Origin of the sequence: Amycolatopsis kentuckyensis (assembly GCF_002155975.1) — a bacterium.
Classification (GTDB): domain Bacteria; phylum Actinomycetota; class Actinomycetes; order Mycobacteriales; family Pseudonocardiaceae; genus Amycolatopsis; species Amycolatopsis kentuckyensis.
Genome location: NZ_MUMI01000117.1, coordinates 16,295 through 33,996 on the forward strand (window position 1 = coordinate 16,295; position 17,702 = coordinate 33,996).

20 protein-coding genes are annotated in these 17,702 nt (G+C 71.2%); 13 read left to right on the plus strand and 7 right to left on the minus strand.

All coding sequences use genetic code 11. The features are described 5' to 3' along the window. The 4 genes from CCN39_RS12580 to CCN39_RS12595 form a co-directional block, all read left to right on the plus strand. The coding region (locus tag CCN39_RS12580) for a hypothetical protein (protein WP_341867706.1) at positions 1-349 on the plus strand (349 nt) is incomplete at its 5' end. 77 nt (positions 350-426) lie between these two features. After that, entirely contained in the window at positions 427-840 is a 414-nt protein-coding gene (locus CCN39_RS12585) for an Asp23/Gls24 family envelope stress response protein (RefSeq protein WP_086841561.1), read from the plus strand. Between the two features lie 310 nt (positions 841-1,150). Next, complete coding sequence (locus CCN39_RS12590; RefSeq protein ID WP_086841563.1) at positions 1,151-1,540, plus strand: DUF2784 domain-containing protein; 390 nt, start codon at positions 1,151-1,153, stop codon at positions 1,538-1,540. 14 nt (positions 1,541-1,554) lie between these two features. Further along, positions 1,555-2,205, plus strand: coding sequence for a TrmH family RNA methyltransferase (locus CCN39_RS12595; protein ID WP_086841565.1), 651 nt, complete (start codon positions 1,555-1,557; stop codon positions 2,203-2,205). Position 2,206: 1 nt separating this feature from the next. On the opposite strand, the gene CCN39_RS12600 is transcribed toward CCN39_RS12595, so the two are convergent. Together CCN39_RS12600 and CCN39_RS12605 are read right to left on the minus strand one after the other, a co-directional pair. Then, positions 2,207-3,154: a cellulase family glycosylhydrolase gene (locus tag CCN39_RS12600; protein WP_244210754.1), complete on the minus strand. Its 948-nt coding sequence runs from the start codon at positions 3,152-3,154 to the stop codon at positions 2,207-2,209. Between the two features lie 128 nt (positions 3,155-3,282). Next, positions 3,283-5,430 (minus strand): molybdopterin-dependent oxidoreductase, encoded by a 2,148-nt coding sequence (locus tag CCN39_RS12605; protein ID WP_167455054.1) that lies wholly within the window; start codon positions 5,428-5,430, stop codon positions 3,283-3,285. A 51-nt stretch (positions 5,431-5,481) separates the two neighbouring features. Between CCN39_RS12605 and CCN39_RS12610 the strand changes: the two genes are divergently transcribed. Further along, positions 5,482-6,486 carry a glycoside hydrolase family 76 protein gene (locus tag CCN39_RS12610; protein WP_086841571.1) on the plus strand — a complete coding sequence of 335 codons (1,005 nt, stop codon included), beginning with the start codon at positions 5,482-5,484 and terminating at the stop codon, positions 6,484-6,486. A gap of 1 nt (position 6,487) precedes the next feature. Here the strand turns inward: CCN39_RS12610 and CCN39_RS12615 are convergent, their stop codons facing one another. Beyond that, positions 6,488-7,354 carry a LacI family DNA-binding transcriptional regulator gene (locus CCN39_RS12615; protein ID WP_086841573.1) on the minus strand — a complete coding sequence of 289 codons (867 nt, stop codon included), beginning with the start codon at positions 7,352-7,354 and terminating at the stop codon, positions 6,488-6,490. Between the two features lie 69 nt (positions 7,355-7,423). Then, positions 7,424-8,461: a LacI family DNA-binding transcriptional regulator gene (locus CCN39_RS12620; protein ID WP_086841574.1), complete on the minus strand. Its 1,038-nt coding sequence runs from the start codon at positions 8,459-8,461 to the stop codon at positions 7,424-7,426. A 105-nt stretch (positions 8,462-8,566) separates the two neighbouring features. Here CCN39_RS12620 and CCN39_RS12625 point away from each other — a divergent pair, with 105 nt between their 5' ends. From CCN39_RS12625 to CCN39_RS12660, 8 genes are all read left to right on the plus strand, one after another. Next, positions 8,567-9,583 (plus strand): substrate-binding domain-containing protein, encoded by a 1,017-nt coding sequence (locus tag CCN39_RS12625; protein WP_086841576.1) that lies wholly within the window; start codon positions 8,567-8,569, stop codon positions 9,581-9,583. Beyond that, a complete protein-coding gene (locus CCN39_RS12630; protein WP_167455055.1) occupies positions 9,580-10,569 on the plus strand; it encodes an ABC transporter permease in 990 nt (329 codons plus the stop codon). The genes CCN39_RS12625 and CCN39_RS12630 overlap by 4 nt, the downstream gene beginning before the upstream one ends. Next, entirely contained in the window at positions 10,566-11,375 is an 810-nt protein-coding gene (locus tag CCN39_RS12635; protein ID WP_086841578.1) for an ATP-binding cassette domain-containing protein, read from the plus strand. Before CCN39_RS12630 ends, CCN39_RS12635 begins: the two co-directional genes overlap by 4 nt. Positions 11,376-11,377: 2 nt before the next feature. Then, positions 11,378-12,223 (plus strand): PfkB family carbohydrate kinase, encoded by an 846-nt coding sequence (locus CCN39_RS12640; RefSeq protein ID WP_086841580.1) that lies wholly within the window; start codon positions 11,378-11,380, stop codon positions 12,221-12,223. Next, positions 12,220-12,855, plus strand: coding sequence for a nucleoside/nucleotide kinase family protein (locus tag CCN39_RS12645; RefSeq protein WP_013230842.1), 636 nt, complete (start codon positions 12,220-12,222; stop codon positions 12,853-12,855). The genes CCN39_RS12640 and CCN39_RS12645 overlap by 4 nt, the downstream gene beginning before the upstream one ends. After that, positions 12,855-13,592, plus strand: coding sequence for an SDR family oxidoreductase (locus CCN39_RS12650; protein ID WP_244210755.1), 738 nt, complete (start codon positions 12,855-12,857; stop codon positions 13,590-13,592). Before CCN39_RS12645 ends, CCN39_RS12650 begins: the two co-directional genes overlap by 1 nt. A 72-nt stretch (positions 13,593-13,664) precedes the next feature. After that, entirely contained in the window at positions 13,665-14,666 is a 1,002-nt protein-coding gene (locus CCN39_RS12655; RefSeq protein ID WP_086841583.1) for an isopenicillin N synthase family dioxygenase, read from the plus strand. Between the two features lie 180 nt (positions 14,667-14,846). Beyond that, positions 14,847-15,260, plus strand: a complete 414-nt coding sequence (locus tag CCN39_RS12660; protein ID WP_013230839.1) for a VOC family protein — start codon at positions 14,847-14,849, stop codon at positions 15,258-15,260. Positions 15,261-15,263: 3 nt separating this feature from the next. On the opposite strand, the gene CCN39_RS12665 is transcribed toward CCN39_RS12660, so the two are convergent. The 3 genes from CCN39_RS12665 to CCN39_RS12675 all read right to left on the minus strand — a co-directional run. Next, a complete protein-coding gene (locus CCN39_RS12665) occupies positions 15,264-15,932 on the minus strand; it encodes a DedA family protein (RefSeq protein ID WP_086841585.1) in 669 nt (222 codons plus the stop codon). 130 nt (positions 15,933-16,062) lie between these two features. Next, positions 16,063-16,884, minus strand: coding sequence for a YceI family protein (locus tag CCN39_RS12670; RefSeq protein WP_086841587.1), 822 nt, complete (start codon positions 16,882-16,884; stop codon positions 16,063-16,065). Then, positions 16,881-17,702 (minus strand): MSCRAMM family protein (locus tag CCN39_RS12675; RefSeq protein ID WP_208630220.1); only part of this gene is annotated, 822 nt, incomplete at its 5' end. The genes CCN39_RS12670 and CCN39_RS12675, both read right to left, overlap by 4 nt.

Here is a 17,702-nt window from a genome sequence, read left to right on the forward strand (position 1 = left end):
GCCTGGTCGTCGCCGAGGTGTCGGTGTCCATTCTGGACATCGAGCCGGCCGCCCGGTGACCGCGAACGAAGCCGTCGAGAAGATCGTCGGCGCGCTCGCGGGGGTGGCCGGCCTCCGCCCGGCGGCCCCCGCGTTGCCGGGCGGTCGGGACGGCACGGCGGTGGACCTGGGTCTCGAGGTGGTCCGGATCCGGCTGATCGCGACCCGGCTGCCGATCCCGCCGTTGCTCGACCGGGCGGCCGAAGCCGTGCGCCCGGTGCTGGCGGGCACGGAGTGGGCGAACGCGCGGCTGCGCCTGGAGGTCACCGATCTCGACGGTGCGGCGTTCGCGAGACCCACGTCACAGTGAGGGCTTCCAGTCCTTTGTGTCCTTGGTGACGAACAAGGCGGAAAGCCTTGTCCCGCCGGATATCCAGGGAGGAAACCATGACCACGACGGTCGAGACCGCACTCGTCACCAAGCAGGGCACCACGACCATCGCCGACACGGTGGTCCAGAAGATCGCCGGTCTCGCGGCGCGCGAGGTCCACGGCGTGCACGACCTCGGCGGCGGCGCGGCCCGGGCGTTCGGTGCCCTCCGCGACCGCATCCCGGGCGCGTCGGCCAGCGTCGGCCAGGGCGTCTCGGTCGAGGTCGGCGAGAAGCAGGCGGCGGTGGACCTGCAGGTGCTGGTCGAGTACGGCGTTCCCATCGCGGAGCTGGCGCGCTCGGTGCGCCGCAACGTGGTGACGGCCATCGAGCAGATGACCGGGCTGCAGGTCGTGGAGGTGAACATCAGCGTCACCGACGTCCACATCGAGGGGGACGGGGAGCCGGCTCCGAGCGATCGCGTCGAGTGAAAACCGGCTGCCGGACGGGTGACCCGGGCGTACCGTCGGGGCATGGAGGAGCCGCCGGAACCGCAGCGACCAGCCGACCCGAACCGGAAGAAACCGGACGGTGCGCCGGACCAGTACCCGCGCGAGGAGCCGACGCGGTACCCCGCCAAGCGGCCGCCGGAATTTCCACCCGGCGTAACCCCTCCGCCACCACGCAGGTGAATGGGTTGCTCCGCTGGGTTAAACATCACACCGCTGGGCATCCGTAGGGGCGGACGACCCCGGTCAGCGGAGTAAAGTCGCTGGTAGGGGGATCGGTGGAGGGGGTGCGATGGCGAAGTTCCTGGCCGACGTGACCGTCGTGGTGCACATCCTGGCTCTGGCGCTCATCGGGTTGGGCGGCTTCATCGCCTGGCGCTGGCCGAAGCTGATCTTCGTGCACATCTTCGCCGCGACGTGGGGCGTCCTGGTGAACGTGACGCCGGTGCCGTGCCCGCTCACCGCGCTGGAGAACTACTTCCGGCACCAGCAGGGCCTCGGCGACCTGCCCGGCGGGTTCAACGCCTACTACCTCTACGGCACGGTCTTCCCGCAGTCGTGGCTGCCCGCGATCGGGATCATCGCGATCGTCCTGGTCGCCTACTCCTACGTCGGCGTCTACCACCGCTGGCGCCACCGCCACGACGAGGAAACCCACGTGCGTCCCGTCCACCTGGGCTGAGCGACAATCACCGGGTGAACACCGTGCCCGGACCCACCGAATGGGTGAGCCGCGAAGAGGTCGGCGTCGGCCCGTGGCCGGGTGAGTGGCCCGCGGACGAGCGGTACGACCCCGAGCTGCTGCGGGAGGGCGACCGCCGCAACGTCGTCGACGCCTACCGCTACTGGCGCCGCGAAGCCATCGTGTCCGATGTGGACAGCCGACGGCACCCGTTCCACGTCGCGATCGAGAACTTCCAGCACGACCACAACATCGGCACCGTGGTCCGGACGGCCAACGCCTTCGCCGCGGCCGAGGTGCACATCGTCGGCCGGCGCCGCTGGAACCGGCGCGGCGCCATGGTGACCGACCGCTACCAGCACCTGCGCCACCACGAGGACGTCTCCGGTTTGGTGGCTTTCGCCGCGGAGCAGGGGCTGGCCGTCGTCGCGGTGGACAACACACCGGGGTCCCAGCCGGTCGAGACGGCCGAGATCCCGCGCGAGTGCGTCCTGCTGTTCGGTCAGGAAGGCCCGGGCCTCTCCGAAGAGGCCCAGGCGGCGTCGGCCCTCACGGTGTCGATCGCCCAGTTCGGCACGACCCGCTCGATCAACGCGGGGGTCGCGTCCGGGATCGTCATGCACGCCTGGATCCGGCAGCACGCCGATCTCGGCCGCGCCTGGTGACCTACAGGCCCCAGCCCCAGCGCAGCTGCACCACGCCCGACGCGTTGTTGGTCTCCAGGCCGCTGCCGCTCTGCCGCGTGATCGAGTAGGTGTCCCCGGAGCGCAGGCCGGGCCAGTAGACGACGCCCATCTGCCGGGAGCGCGCCAGGTCCGTGGTCGCGGCGAAGTACGCGGTGAAGTTGTTGCCGTCCTGGTGGCCGGCGGAGTAGTCCAGGCCGGTCGTCATCGGGGCGCCCGCCTCGTCGATGATCGTCCGGGACGAGTACGACCCGAGCCGGTTGCTGAGGTTCGTGGTCCACGCCGAGCGGGTCGTGTCCGAGGCCCAGAAGCCGTAGAAGTGCAGCGACAGCAGCGTGCCGTCCAGCGCGCTCGCCGCGCCGACCCCGGTGACGTTGTCGTTGTAGCCGGTGCCGCTGATCAGCACCCGGCCGCGGGGGATGTTCGAGTGCCGGGACAGCCAGGTCGAGCACAGCGAAACCCAGGCGTTCAGGCTGTAGCCGAACGGCTCGTTCATCGGCTCGAAGTACACGTTGCCGTTGCCGCCGTAGTCGGCGGTCACCTTGTCCCACATGGTGTTCCAGGCGCCTCCGTCGTCGACGAAGCCGTCCTTGTTCGCTTCCCAGTAGCCGAAGATGACCTTCATGCCGTGGGACAGGGCCGAGTCGGCGGCGCCCTTGTACCGCCCCCACCAGTCCGAATTGACGCTCTGCGGGTTGATCGGCAGCCGCACGGTGTTCGCGCCCAGCTTCTGCTGGAAGCCGGTGATGATGCCGTCGGCCTTGCCGCGGACGCTGTCGTAGCTGTCCCCCGCGGCGAGGCCGGTCGGGATCACCCAGCCGTCCACGTAGTTGTCGCGGGCATCCGCCCAGTTGACCCCGCGGAAACCGTTCGTCGCGGCGGCCGCGCTCGGCGGAACCGCGAGCAGGGGGACAGTGAGTACTGCGGCCATCGCGGCGTGTAGCCAGATGCGAGTACCGAAGCGCTTCATACGAACTCCGATGTCCGAGGGGCGCGAGATCGATGTTTACGTCAACATCGGAGCCGAGGATGCGGCAGCGCCCGCACCGGTGTCAAGCGTCAGGCGGGGGCGACCTCGACCGGAATTCCGTTCAACACCGACGTTCCGGACGGAACGTCCAGCAGCGTTTCGTCGGCGACCAGGTTCGAATTGACGCCGGGGTTCGCGCGCGCCACCCGCGTCCGCGAGCCGTCGGTGTCGTGGCCCCAGCCGTGCGGAATGCTGACCACGCCGGGCCGGACCTCGTCGGTCACCTCCACCGGGACCTGCAGTTTTCCGGCGCGGGACGTCACGGACGCGAGCCCGCCGTCGGTGAGGCCCAGGCGCGTCGCGTCGGTCGGGTGGACCTGCACGGTGCACCGGTTGCCGCCGCGGACCAGCGGCGCCAGGTTGTGCATCCACGAGTTGTTCGAGCTCAGGTGCCGCCGCCCGATCAGCACGAGACCGTCGTCTTCCGCGTTTTTCGCAAGTTCTTCCTGCAACCGCGGAACGTCGGAGACGACCGGCTCGGGCGCCAGCTCGATCCGGCCGGACGCCGTGCAGAGCACCTCGGGGATCCGCGGCTCGAGCGGCCCGAAGTCCATCCCGTGCGGCGCGGCTTCGAGGTCGGCCAGCGTGACGTCGTAGGGGCCGGCGCGCAGCAGCAGGTCCACCAGCCGCGCGGGGCCGGTGCGCTCTCCGGCGACCGCGACGTCGAGCCCGTTGCGGCGCGCGGTCTCGGCCGCGACGAAGTCGTCGAGCGCCGCGACGTCGGCCTCCGGGCCCTGACCGGCGGCGATGCCGGTGAGCCGCAGCATGGTCTCCCACTCCTGCGGCAGCGCCGACGGCAGTGTCGCGGGGGTCCAGTTCGCGATGTTGCGGATGGACAGCTGGTAGAAAGCCAGGTCGAAGTGCGGGCGCTCGAGCGGCGACGGTCCGGGCAGGATGACGTCGGCGTGGCGGGACGTCTCGTTGAGGTAGACGTCGACGGAGATCATGAACTCGAGGCTTTCGAGGGCCGCGGCCAGCCGCCCGGCGTTCGGCGTGCTGAGGCAGGGGTTGCCGCTGACCGCGATCAGCGCGCGGACCTGGCCCTCGCCCGGGGTTTCGATCTCGTCGGCGAGCGTCGCGACCGGCAGTTCGCCGACGACCTCGGGGAGGCCGCGCACGCGGCTGCGCCAGCGCCCGACGGCGAACGGCCGCCGGTTCCCGGTGGGCTGGCACGCGGCCAGCGGGAACATCGCGCCGCCCGGCTCGTCGAGGTGGCCGGTGAGCACGTTGAGGACGTCGACCAGCCAGCTCGCGATGGTGCCGAACGCCTGTGTCGTGGTGCCGATCCGGCCGTAGACCACGGCGTTTTCCGCGTCGGCCAGCTCGCGGGCCATGCGCCGGATGTCGGCGGCGTCGATGCCGGTGCGCGGCGCGACGGCCTCCGGCGTGAACGGCTCGGCCAGCGCGCGGACCTCGTCGAGGCCGTTGAGGTGCTCGGCGAGCCGGCCGGGCCGGACCCGGTCTTCCGCGAACAGGACGTTGACCAGCGCGAACAGCAGCAGCGCGTCGGTGCCGGGCCGGATGGCGTGGTGCTCGTCGGCGAACTGGGCCGTGCGCGTCCGGCGCGGGTCGACGACGACGATCTTGCCGCCGCGGTCGCGGATCCCGCGCAGCCGGCCGCGGATGTCCGGCGCGGTCATCAGGCTGCCGTTGGAGACGAGCGGGTTGGCGCCGAGGATCAGCAGGTGCCGCGTCCGGTCGAGGTCGGGCACCGGGATGGCGAGCGGGTCGCCGAACATCGTGCCGGACGAATAGTGCTTCGGCAGCTGGTCGACGGAGGTGGCGCTGTAGAAGTTCTTGGTGCCCAAGGCCTTGTAGAGCACGCGGCCGTAGAGCGTCAGCGCGATGTTGTGCACGCCGGGGTTGCCGGCGTAGACGGCGACGGCGTCCCGGCCGTGCTGCTCGAGGATCGGCGGGAGGCGGCGGGCGATCTCGTCGTAGGCCTCCTGCCAGCTGACCTCGACGAACTCGCCGTCGCGCTTGAGCAGCGGCGCGGTCAGCCGGTCGGGGTCGTGGTGCAGCGCGCCGAGCGACGCGCCCTTGGGGCAGATGTACCCCCGCGAGAAGACGTCCTGCTCGTCACCTTGGACGCGGGTGACCCGCTGGTTCGCGTCGAGCGTCACTTCGAGACCGCAGGTGGCTTCGCACAGCGGGCAGGTGACGTGGGCCGTCGTCATGACCACCGAACATACCGAGCGGTATGTCGATGGGCAAGGCACGATTGCGACATGGACGTCTCAGCCGCGGAACGCGCGGTGACCGCGCGCCACCTGCGCCGGGTGTGGGCCCTGCCCGGAACGGTCCTGGGCCGCAGCCGCTGGCCGGCGGCGGTCGATCAGCGGGTGCACTGGCACTGGAACTACTGGTGGCAGGCCCACCTGCTGGACACCCTGGTCGACGCCCAGCTGCGTGCTCCTTCGGATTCCCGCCTGGCTACGATCCGCGCGTTCGTGCGTTCGGTGCGGCTGCGCAACTTCGGCCGCTGGACCAACGACTACTACGACGACATCGCGTGGCTCGGCCTTGCCCTGCAACGGGTTTCGGCGCTGGGCATCGACGTCGGCCCGGCGCTGGCGGCGATCGACACGCAGCTCCTCTCGGGCTGGACAACGGCAGTGGGCGGCGGAATCTGGTGGCGCCGCGGCGACGACTTCAAGAACGCCCCGGCCAACGGCCCGGCGGCGATCTTCCACGCCCGGTCGGGAAACCTTTCCCGGGCGCGCGAGATGACGGCGTGGCTGAAGTCCACCTTGGTCGATCCGGCGACGGGCTTGGTGTGGGACGGGATCCGCGCGGACACGGGCGAGCTGGTGAAGCACATTTACACCTACTGCCAAGGGGTTTATCTCGGCGCGTGCGCCGAGTTGTCCTTATTGGACGAAGCGGCGGAGACGGTCCGCGCGGTGGCGGAGCACCTCGCGCCAGGAGGTGTGATCCGGGGCCAAGGCGGCGGCGACGGCGGGTTGTTCGCGGCCATCCTGGCCCGGTACCTGGCGCTGGCGGCCCGCTCCTTGCCCGGCCCGGAGGCGGCCACGGCGCGGTCGCTGGTCCTGACGTCGGCGGAGGCGTGCTGGTCGGGCGCCGCGGCGACGCCGGACGGGCCGGTGTTCAGCGCGTACTGGGACCGCCCGGCACCGTGGCCGTTGCCCGAGGACGCGCCCGAAAGGGACATGTCGGTCCAGGTGGGCGGCTGGATGCTCCTGGAAGCGGCGGCGACGCTGGACCCGAGGTAGCTCAGCAGCCGCAGGAAGCGCCGTGGAGGAACTTCGGCGTCAGCCACACCGACTCCGGGGGCCGGTCGGGGTCCGCCATGCGGGACATCAGCAGCTGCACCGCCCGGCGGCCCAGGTCCGCGATCGGCTGGACCAGCGTCGTCACCGCGGGGCTCACGCGGCGGGCCCAGTCCATGTCGCCGTAGCCGACCACCGCCAGCTCCGACCCGATCCGGATTCCCCGGCGGTGGGCCTCGTACTGGACGCCCACCAGCATCGACTCGTCCGCCACCACCAGGGCCGTCGGGGAGGGCCAGCCGTCCAGGAGCTTGGCCGTTGCCCGGGTTGCGCCGCCCGCGTTCGAGAAGCCGCTCTCCACCAGCTCGCGGTTGAACCGCAGGCCCGCCTGCTCCAGGCCCAGGCGGTAGCCGCGGATGCGCTCGCGGCTGATCTCGACGCCCTCGTCGCCCGAAACCAGGCCGATCTTCCGGTGCCGGCGCTCGGTCAGGTGGCGGACCAGCGACGCCATCGCGTGCACGTTCTCCGTGCCCACCTGGTCGACGTCGTTGCGGGCGGCCACGCGGTCGACCAGCACCGTCGGCACGCCCATCCGGACCAGGCCGTTGATCACCGCTTCGTCGCCGGCCGAAGGGACCAGCAGGACGCCGTCCACGAGGTCCGCGCGCAGCGCGCGCACCACCGACGCCTCTTCGCCCACCGTGTCCTCGGTGTCCGCCAGCACGACGTCGCACCCCGCCTGCGCCGCGGCCGCCCGGATCGCGCGCAGCAGCTCGCCCGAGTACGGGTGCGCGTTCACACCCATCGCGACGCCGATCCGGTAGGTGACCGGGGGGTCCCACAACCGGAGGTCCGGCGAAAGTGCGGTCATAAGCCCTCGCAGACGCTCAGCGGAAACGTATCCGCTGAAGGGCCGTGCGGAGGTGTCAGGAACCCAGATTCACTGAAGTGAGTGAACCGGCGGGCAGCCGCACGACTCGCGGTGACGCAGAGTGGGTGCCAGCCGCACCGTTTCGGCCTTGCGAGCGGGGTCGTTGATCCGGGCCAGCAGCAGCCGCACCGCCTGCCGGCCGATCTCCTCGATCGGCTGCGCCATCGTCGTCAGCGGGGGGTCGACCAGGTCCGCCCACTCGACCTCGTCGTAGACCACCACCGGCAGGTCACGCCCGATCCGCAGCCCGCGCCGCCGCGCCTCGTGCAGCACGCCGACCATCATGCTGTCGTTCCCGACCACCAGCGCCGTCGGCGGCTCGGGCAGCGCCAGCAGCGTGCTCAACGCCAGCGCGCCGCCCTCGCGCGAAGAGTTCCCGCAGGCCACCAGGTCGGACGACCAGGTCAGGCCGGACCGGCCGAGCCCCAGCCGGTAGCCGAGCACGCGCTCCTCGCTCGTCGACAACCCGGGGACGCCGCTGATCATCCCGATCCGCCGGTGCCCGAGCGTCGCCAGGTGCGCGGTCAGCGCCGACGTCGCCTGGATGTTCTCCGAGCCCACCTGGTCGACGTCGGTGCGGGTGGACAGCCGGTCGATCAGCACGGTCGGCACGTCGAGGGACACCAGCTCGCCGATCACCGGGCCGTCGCCGGGGGCCGGGGTGATGAGCAGGCCGTCGACGCGACGGGAGCGCAGCGCCCGCACCGTGTCACGCTCCGTGTCCGCCGCGTCGTGGGTGTCGGCCAGCAGGACGGTGTAGCCGTGCGCCGACGCCTCCCGCTCGATCGCCTGCATCAGCGTCGCGAAGTACGGGTTGGCCACCAGCGAGATCGCCATCCCGATCGACCGGGTGCCGCCCGTGACCAGTGAACGCGCGATGGCGTCGCCGGTGTAGCCGGTCGCCTCGATCGCGCGCAGCACCGCCGCTTTGGTGTCCTCGGCGACCGCGCGCGTTCCGTTCACGACGTGCGAGACGGTCGTGATCGACACGCCCGCGAGCTCGGCGATGTCCCGCTGGGTCGGCCGCGAAGACTTCGATTGGGGCATACCCATCCTTTCCGGCAAGCGTTTGCGCAAACGCTTGCGCGCAGGGAGCAGTCTGTCTACCTTCCCGACCATCGGCAAGCCTCGACACGAACAAAGGCTGGAATCATGAGACAGCGAAGTCTCGCCGCGCTCACGCTGGCCGCCGTCCTCGCCGCGACGACCGGGTGCACGGTCGAGCGCCACTGGGGTGGCAACACCAACACGGGCGGGAGCGGCAAGGCGAAGGTCGGCCTGGTCACCAAGACCGACACCAACCCCTACTTCGTGGAACTCCGCAACGCCGCCAGAGCGGCCGCGCAGGCCAACGGCGCCGACTTCAGCGCGCTCGCCGGCCAGTTCGACGGCGACAACGACGGCCAGGTCCGCGCCATCGAGAACCTCCGCCAGCAGGGCGCGAACACCATCCTGATCACGCCCAGCTCATCCACCGGCGTGCTCAAGGCGATCAAGGACGCCCGCGACGCCGGGGTCCTGGTCATCGCCCTCGACACCGCGACCGAACCGGCCGACGCCGTCGACGCCACCTTCGCCACCGACAACTTCGCGGCCGGCGAGCAGCAGGGCGCCTACGTCAAGGCCGCGCTGGCCGGCACCCCGCCCAAGCTGCTGATGGTCGACGGCACGGCGGGCAGCACGGTCGACACCCAGCGCCACGGCGGCTTCCTCAAGGGCATCGGGCTGACCGACGGCTCGCCCGAGATCAAGGGCCACACCGCGGCCAACGGCGACCAGAGCCTGGCCCAGCAGGGCATGGAGAACCTGCTGCAGCGCAGCACCGACATCAACGCCGTCTACTCGATGAACGAGCCGATGGGCCGCGGCGCGTACGCGGCGCTGAAGGCGCGCGGGCTCACCGGCCAGATCGTGATGGGCTCGATCGACGGCGGCTGCGAAGGCGTCCAGAACGTCAAGGACGGCCAGTTCGCCGCCACCGTCATGCAGTTCCCGAAGAAGATGGCCGAGCAGGGGGTGCTCGCCGCCGTCGAGTACGCCAAGACCGGCAAGAAGCCGTCCGGCTTCGTCAACACCGGGTCCGCCGTGATCACCGACAAGCCCCTGCCCGGCATCGAGAGCCACGACTCGGCCTGGGGCCTGCAGAACTGCTGGGGAGGCAAGAAATGACCACGGCGGTGGCTACCAAGGAACGTGAATCCCTCGGCGACTTCCTGCTCCGCGCCCCCGCGGTCGGCCCGGCGCTCGCGCTGGTCGTCGCGATCGTGGTGTTCTCGCTGGCCACGGACACGTTCTTCGACCTCGACAACCTGTCGACGGTGGTCCAGCAGTCGCTCGTCGTCGGGACGCTCGCGCTGGGCCAGACGCTCGTCATCCTCATCGCGGGCATCGACCTGTCCAACGCGGCCTCGATGGTCGTCGCGACGCTGATCATGGCGAAGCTCGCCGCGGCCGGGACGAACGGCTTCGTCGCACTGCTCGCCGGCGTCGTCCTGACGATCATCGTCGGCATCTTCATCGGCGGGCTCGCGACGCGGATCAAGCTGCCCGCGTTCATCATCACGCTCGGCACGTTCACCATGCTGACCGCGGTGTCGAAGCTGATCGCCGGCGGCCAGGCCGTGCCGGTGACCGACGGGCTGCTGCAGTGGCTCGGCACCAAGCGCTACCTCTTCGGCGGCATCCCGATCACCTACGGCATGACGCTGGCGCTGCTGATGTACCTCGGTGTCTGGTACGCGCTGACGAAAACCGCGTGGGGCAAGCACGTCTACGCGGTCGGCAACGCGCCGGAGTCCGCGCGGCTGTCCGGCATCAAGGTCAACCGCACGGTGCTCTCGGTCTACATCGTGGCCGGGCTGACCTTCGGCATCGCGGCCTGGCAGGCGCTCGGCCGGACGCCGAACGCCGACCCGAACCAGTTCCAGCTGGGCAACCTCGACTCGATCACCGCCGTCGTCCTCGGTGGAACGAGCCTCTTCGGCGGCCGCGGCTCGGTGCTCGGGACGCTGATGGGCGCGCTGGTCGTGGCGGTGCTGCGCTCGGGGCTGACGCAGATGAACGTCGACGGCAACTACCAGGACCTCGCCACCGGCGCCCTGCTCATCGCCGCCGTCGTGGTGGACCGGATCGCGAGGAGGCAGCAGCAGTCATGAGTGAACCCATCCTCTCCGCCCGCGGACTGGTCAAGCGCTACGGCCGGGTCACCGCCATCGACGGCGCCGACTTCGACCTGCTGCCCGGCGAGGTGCTCGCCGTGGTCGGCGACAACGGCGCCGGGAAGTCGTCGCTCATCAAAACCCTGTCCGGGGCCGTGATCCCGGACGAGGGAGAGATCAAAGTGGACGGGAAGACCGTCCACTTCAAGTCCCCTTTGGACGCTCGGCACTACGGCATCGAGACGGTGTACCAGGACCTCGCCGTCGCACCCGCGCTCGACATCGCGTCGAACATGTTCCTGGGCCGGGAAAAGCGGCTCAAGGGGCCGCTCGGGCTGTTCCGCAAGCTCGACACCGCGACCATGCGGTCGGAGGCGCAGCGGATCCTCGACGAGCTGGGCATCAACATCAAGTCGATCAGCCAGCCCGTCGAGACGCTCTCCGGCGGCCAGCGCCAGGGTGTCGCCGTGGCCCGCGCGGCCGCGTTCGGCACCAAGGCGGTGATCATGGACGAGCCCACCGCCGCGCTCGGCGTCGCCGAGTCCGGCAAGGTGCTCGACCTGATCGGGCGGATCCGCGACCGCGGCCTGCCGGTCGTGCTGATCAGCCACAACATGCCGCACGTGTTCGACATCGCCGACCGCATCCACGTGCACCGCCTCGGCAAGCGCGTCGCGCTCGTCTCGCCGAAGACGCACACGATGAACCAGGTCGTCGGCCTGCTCACGGGCGCGTTGCGGCTCAACGAGAACGGCGAAGTGGAAGAAGCCGCGGCAGCGACGCACGTGGCCGGCTTGAAGTGAGGGTGCTGCTGGCGGGCCTGTGCACGGTGGACGTCGTCCAGCGGGTCGAGGAGCTTCCGGCGCCGGGCGAGAAGGTGCAGTCGCTGCAGGTGGACGTCGCGGCCGGTGGGCCCGCGACGAACGCCGCGGTGACGGCGGCCGCGCTCGGCGCCGAGGCGACCCTGCTGACCGTCCTCGGTGCACACCCGCTGGCGGCGCTCGCCCGCGCCGACCTCGAGTCACAGGGCGTCCGGGTCGTCGACCTAGCGCCTTCGCTCGCTGATCCGCCGCCGGTCAGCGCCGTCGCCGTCCGCGACCGCGACGGCGAGCGGACGGTCGTCTCCCGCAACGCCGAGGACGCAACTTTCCTGGGGAAAGTTCCAGATTCTGGGGTTGGTGGGGCTGAAGTGGTGCTTGTCGACGGGCATCACCCGGGCCTTGCGGTGGCTGTCGCGAAGGCCGCCAGGGCCGCGGGCGTGCCGGTGGTGCTCGACGCCGGGAGCTGGAAGCCCGTGCTCGACGAGCTGCTGCCCCTGGTCGACGTGGCCGCCTGCTCCGCGCACTTCACCGCGCCGGAACCCGGCCTGCACGAGCGCGGCGTCCCCACCGTGATCACCACCGCGGGGCCCGGCCCGGTGCGCTGGTCCACTGCGGACGGCGGCTCGGGTGAGGTGCCTGTTCCCGCGGTGGAAGCGCGGGACACACTAGGGGCGGGCGACGTCTGGCACGGTGCGCTCGCCGTGGCCGTGACGCGCGAACGGACGGTGACGGACCGGATCCGCTTCGCCAACGAGGTGGCCGCCGAACGGGTGCGGCATGTGGGACCGCGGTCGTGGACGACCGCGATCGCAGGAAGGAACAGGACATGACGGCGTTCGACGACCTGCTGGCCAGGGCCGAGGGGCTGACCGTGCGCGGGCAGCGCAACGTGCTCGGCATCATCGGCTCGCCCGCGTCCGGCAAGACCACGCTCGCCTGGGCGCTGGCCAACGCGCTCGGCTCGCGCGCGGCCGTGGTCGGCATGGACGGCTTCCACCTCGCGCAGGTCGAACTGCGCCGGCTGGGCCGCACCGAGCGCAAGGGCGCCCCGGACACGTTCGACGCCGCGGGCTACTACCACCTGATCCGCCGCCTGGCCGAAGGCCGCGAAACGGTGTACGCGCCGGAGTTCCGCCGCGAGATCGAGGAGCCGATCGCCGGGGCCGTCGCGGTCCCGCCGGAGGTCCAGCTCGTGATCACCGAGGGCAACTACCTGCTGCTCCCGGACGACCCGTGGAGCGCGATCCGGCCGCTGCTCACCGAGGCCTGGTTCCTCGCCCCGGACGAGCCCGAGCGCATCGAGCGGCTCGTGTCGCGCCACCGCCGCTACGGCCGTTCGCTGGTCGAGGCCCGGCAGCGCGCGCTCGGCTCGGACCAGCGCAACGCCGACCTCATCTCGCAGACGCGCGACCGCGCCGACCTGGTGCTGGAGAACCTGCCGCTGGCCAACTTCGCGATCTGATGCTCATCGTCACCGGCGGCAGCCGGGGGATCGGCGCGGCGATCTGCGCGCTGGCCGCCGCGCGTGGTCACGACGTCGTCGTCAACTACTCCGGCGACCCTGCGCCCGCCGAAGCAGTCGTCGAGCAGGTGCGGGCGGCCGGGCGGCAGGCGCTGGCGTTCCGCGCGGACGTCTCCCACGAGGACGACGTCCGCGCGCTGTTCGACGCGGCCGCCGAGCTGGGTCCGGTGACCGGCCTGGTCAACAACGCGGCGATCGTCGGCAACACCCCGGGCCGGCTCGAGGACTACGCGGTCGACGTCGTCCGGCGCACCCTCGACGTGAACGTGACGGGGGTGTTCCTGTGCTGCCGCGAGGCGGTCCGGCGGATGTCCACTCGCCACGGCGGTGACGGCGGCGCCATCGTGAACATCTCCTCGACGGCGGCGCGCACCGGCTCGGCCGGCGAGTGGGTGCACTACGCGGCGTCGAAAGCGGCGGTGGACACGCTGACCTTCGGGCTCGCGCAAGAAGTGGCCGCGGACGGGATCCGCGTCAACGCGGTGCGACCCGGCATGATCGACACGGGTCTGCACGCGGCCGCGGGCTTGCCGGACAGGATGGCGAAGTACGCGCCGCAGATTCCGCTGGGACGGCCCGGAAAGCCTGCGGAAATCGCGGAAGCGGTGCTGTTCCTGCTGTCGGAGGCGTCGTCGTTCACGACGGGTGCGGTTCTGGAGGTCGGCGGCGGCCGTTGATCCTTGTGAACCGGGCATTTCCCGGCTTTCGTGTGGTGAGCGTTCCCGGAACCGCGCGAAAGGTGGACCACAATGCGTACGTTCGAGCTGCCCGTTTCGGTGAGCGGGACGACAGTCGATCGGATACTGGGCAGGCAACTGGTCCGGACCTGGGAGGACGACGGGATCTTCCAGGTCGCCGCCACCGCCGAGCAGGCCCGCGTCACCGGCGAAGCGCTCGCCGAAAGCCGGCGGTTCTTCGCGAGATCCCTGCCGGAGAAAGCGAAGCTCGTCAGCGATCTGACCTACAGCGGCTACATCGCTTCCGGTGAGGAAGTGACCGCGGGCGAGGCCGACTATTCCGAGATCTTCACGGTGTGCCCGGACATCCCGCTCACCGACACCCGCGTCACGAAAGGCCTGCCGTGCCATGGACCGGTCCCGTGGCCGGACGACGGCTACCGGACGGCGATGGAGGCCCACCTCCGGGAAGTCGGCGAGATCGGCGAGAAGCTCCTGAAACTCGTCGCACTCGGGCTGGGCGTCGAGATCGACCGGCTGACGCGGCTCACCCGCGACGGCTGGCACCACATGCGCGTGCTGCGGTTCCCGGCCCGGTCCGCGACGACCGAACGCGGGATCGGCGCGCACACCGACTACGGCCTGCTCGTGATCGCCGCGCAGGACGACGTCGGCGGGCTCTTCATCCGGCCGCCGGTGCCCGGCGAACCGCGTCGCCGCAACTGGCTGGCGGAGGAGAGCACGGCCGGGATGTACCAGGACGACGAGCCGTGGCACTTCGTCGAACCCGAGCCGGCGGTGTTCACCGTGTTCCCGGGCGACATCCTGCAGTTCCTCACCGGCGGCCGGCTCCTGTCGACGCCGCACAAGGTCCGGCTCGCGGACCGCGAGCGGTACACGCTGGCGTACTTCCACGAGCCGTCGTTCGGCACCACCGTCCGCCCGCTGGCGGGCGGCGACGAGACCATCCACTACGGCACGCACTTCACGAACATGTTCACCCGCTGCTACCCGGACCGGGTGACGACCAAGCGCATCCTTGCGGAGAACCGGTTGCGCCTGCTCAAACAGTGACTGTCACCGCTGGTAACCATCCGTAAGACGTGGGTGACCGCCGGTAGGTTGCGTCCGCCTGCTGAGACGGCCGGAGACGGCGAGATCACGATTGGCCGGGGAATTGGTCACCTCGGTTTCGGCGGTCGAACGCTGTGCAACTCTGGGGAGCCGCCACGAGAAAGGACGGCTTCGGAAGCCATGGCCAAACTCATGTCCGTGCACCACCTCGCGCTCACCGTGACCGACGTGGACCGCAGCGTGCCGTGGTACGTGCGTGTCCTCGACCTCGAGGAGGTCACCCGGCGCGAAGAGCCGGACACGGGACTGCGCAAGGTCGTGCTGCGCTCCGCCGGCGACGAGTTTTCGGTGGTCCTGGTCCAGCACGCGGACACCGGGCGCCGCGGCTTCGACGAACGCCGGACCGGCCTGGACCACGTCGCGTTCCGCGTGCATTCGGCCGCCGAGCTGGCGGAATGGGAGAGCCGGCTGCAGGAGTTCGGCGTGTCGTACACGCCGGTCGCGCCGTCACGCACGTTCGAGGGCTCGCGCGTGATCGTGTTCCGCGACCCGGACGGCATCCAGCTCGAGATCTGGACCGACCCGCAGCTTTAGCGCTCAGGCGTGGGCGTCGTCCGGCTCGTCCACCGGGCGGCGCATCTCCTGGCGGTACCGCAGCACGCCGTATCCCGTCCCGACCACGAAGAACGCGATGCTGGCCCACAGCGCCACCGTCTTCAGCCACGGCAGGGCGTCCAGCAGGCCCGCGCCGTAGTAACCCAGCAGGACCAGCGTCGGCACCCACAGCAGCCCGCCCAGCGCCGTCGCCGCCATGAAGCGGCGGGGGTCCATCCGGGCCGCGCCCGCGATCAGGGGGGCCAGCGTGCGGATCCACGGGATCCAGCGGGCCGCCACGATCGCGAAGAACCCCCGGCGGTCCAGGAATCGCTGGGCCCGCTCGAGGGCCTGCCGGTTCAGGACCTTGCCGTCGCGGCGAGCGATCAGTCGGGTGCCGCTCGTGCGGCCGATGTAGTAGCCGATCTGGTTGCCCAGGACCGCGACGATCAGCGCGGCCCCCGACAGGAACCACGCGTTGGCGTCCGAACCGTGCTGCGCCAGCACCACGCCCGCCCCGAACAGGAGCGAATCACCGGGCAGGAACAGCCCGATGATCAGCGCGCACTCGACCAGCACGAAGCTCAGCACGATCACCCAGACGAGCAGCGGGCCGGCGGTGTCCAGCCAGCTCACGCCGACGCCCGCGGCCTCGATGCTCACGACGTTCACACCGCGAGCCTACGTGGCCCGGGTGAACGGCCCACGGCTAACGGTCAAATCGAGCGCTCCGGAAGTTTCAGCTTTCACCAACGGTGAAGGCCCCCTCACCCAGTGGTAAGAGGGCCTTCGTCCCGCTGATTCAGAACTGCGGCAGGGTCTCGCCCTGCACCGCTTCGACGTCCAGCTCGATTTTCACCGTGGTGCCGACCGCGGCGACGCCGGCGCGGACCATCGCGCTGTAGTTGATCGCGAAGTCGTTCCGGTGCAACGTCGTCTCGGCGTGGAACGCGACGCGCACGCCGCCCCACGGGTCCGGGCCCCAGCCGCCGTAGGTCAGCTCGAGCTCGACCTCGCGGCGCTCGCCGTGCAGCGTCAGCTCGCCCAGCAGCGTCCACGAGTCCGCGCCGCGTTGGCGCAGCCCGGTGCTGGTGAACGTGATCACCGGGTGCACGTCGACGTCGAGGAAGTCCGGCGACCGCAGGTGGTCGTCGCGCATCCGGATGCCGGTGTCGATGCTCGCCGCCTTGATCTCGGCGTGCACCGACGACCGCTCGGCCGGGCGGCCGATCTCGATCCGGCCGGAGACGTCCGGGAACCGCGCCTTGATGCTCGCGATGCCCAGGTGCCGCGCGGTCGCGACGACCGACGTGTGCATCGGGTCGATCACCCACGGCCCGGCGGGCGGCAGCTCGATCGCCTCGGCGACCGGGGCCAGCACGACGTCGCCGAGCGAGCCGCTGCCGTCCGAGGCGATCTGGGCCGTCCGCGCGACCGGGGTGTACCCGGCCGCGGTGACGACGGCGGTGTACACCCCTGCCGGGAGGGCGTCGGTGACGACCTCCCCGCGGACGTCGGCCGCCTGCCGGGCGACCTGCCGCCCGGCCGGGTCGGTGACGGTGAGCACCGCGTGCTCCACCGCCCAGCCCTCGGCCGTGCGGAAGGTCGCGCGCAAGCCGCTCATGACCGGTCGACCAGCTCGTCGAGCGCCTGGTCGTAGCTCAGCCGGACGTCGTGGCCCGCTTCGCCGCCGGTCAGCTCCACCTGGCTGGTCGCCGGCGGGTAGCCGCTCGCGACCACGGTGTACGCGCCCGCGGGCAGGTCGCTGACCACGTACCGGCCTTCGCCGTCGGTCCGCGCGACCGCGGCCACGTTGCCTTCGGCGTCGAGCACGGTGATCCGCGCGTCCGGGACCACCCGGTCGCCCTCGGTCCGCGCGGTGCCGCTGAGCAGCACCGAGCTGGCGAGTTCGACGTCGTGGCGCAGCACGCCGCTGTCGGGCACGGTCAGCGTCACCGCGAAGGGGCGGTAGCCCGCGCCGCTGGCGACCAGGGTGTACGCCCCGGCGCCGACCCCGACGAAGGCGTAGGTGCCGTCCGCGGTCGTGATGAACGCGCCGTTCACCTCACCGCGGCCGTCGGTCAGCGTCACCGTCACGTTCGGCAGCGGCTCGCCGGTGGCGGCGGCCCGCACGGTGCCGGTCAGCTCGCCGGACCCGGTGAGCGTGACGTCGACCGTCGCCGGCCCGTTGCTGATCACGACGCTGGAGGCCTGCGGCTGGTGGCCGTGCGCGGACACGATGAGCACGTACGCGCCCGGGCCCTGGCTGGGCACCGAGTAGCTGCCGTCGGCCGCCCCGGTGGCCCGCGCGACCTGGCGGCCGCGCTGGTCGATCAGGGTCAGCGCGGCGCCCGAGACGTGGCTGCCGTCCTGGCGCCGGACGTGGCCGGTCACCGGCAGGCCACCCCCGTCGACGCGGGTGTCGAGCTCGGCCTGGCCGAC

Bases quoted from the DNA above. Each gene is read 5' to 3' on its own strand.
- CCN39_RS12585 (WP_086841561.1), top strand. From the start codon at position 427: ATGACCACGACGGTCGAGACCGCACTCGTCACCAAGCAGGGCACCACG.
- CCN39_RS12590 (WP_086841563.1), top strand. From the start codon at position 1,151: ATGGCGAAGTTCCTGGCCGACGTGACCGTCGTGGTGCACATCCTGGCT.
- CCN39_RS12600 (WP_244210754.1), bottom strand. From the start codon at position 3,154: ATGGCCGCAGTACTCACTGTCCCCCTGCTCGCGGTTCCGCCGAGCGCG.
- CCN39_RS12605 (WP_167455054.1), bottom strand. From the start codon at position 5,430: ATGACGACGGCCCACGTCACCTGCCCGCTGTGCGAAGCCACCTGCGGT.
- CCN39_RS12610 (WP_086841571.1), top strand. From the start codon at position 5,482: ATGGACGTCTCAGCCGCGGAACGCGCGGTGACCGCGCGCCACCTGCGC.
- CCN39_RS12615 (WP_086841573.1), bottom strand. From the start codon at position 7,354: ATGACCGCACTTTCGCCGGACCTCCGGTTGTGGGACCCCCCGGTCACC.
- CCN39_RS12620 (WP_086841574.1), bottom strand. From the start codon at position 8,461: ATGCCCCAATCGAAGTCTTCGCGGCCGACCCAGCGGGACATCGCCGAG.
- CCN39_RS12625 (WP_086841576.1), top strand. From the start codon at position 8,567: ATGAGACAGCGAAGTCTCGCCGCGCTCACGCTGGCCGCCGTCCTCGCC.
- CCN39_RS12630 (WP_167455055.1), top strand. From the start codon at position 9,580: ATGACCACGGCGGTGGCTACCAAGGAACGTGAATCCCTCGGCGACTTC.
- CCN39_RS12635 (WP_086841578.1), top strand. From the start codon at position 10,566: ATGAGTGAACCCATCCTCTCCGCCCGCGGACTGGTCAAGCGCTACGGC.
- CCN39_RS12645 (WP_013230842.1), top strand. From the start codon at position 12,220: ATGACGGCGTTCGACGACCTGCTGGCCAGGGCCGAGGGGCTGACCGTG.
- CCN39_RS12650 (WP_244210755.1), top strand. From the start codon at position 12,855: ATGCTCATCGTCACCGGCGGCAGCCGGGGGATCGGCGCGGCGATCTGC.
- CCN39_RS12655 (WP_086841583.1), top strand. From the start codon at position 13,665: ATGCGTACGTTCGAGCTGCCCGTTTCGGTGAGCGGGACGACAGTCGAT.
- CCN39_RS12660 (WP_013230839.1), top strand. From the start codon at position 14,847: ATGGCCAAACTCATGTCCGTGCACCACCTCGCGCTCACCGTGACCGAC.
- CCN39_RS12670 (WP_086841587.1), bottom strand. From the start codon at position 16,884: ATGAGCGGCTTGCGCGCGACCTTCCGCACGGCCGAGGGCTGGGCGGTG.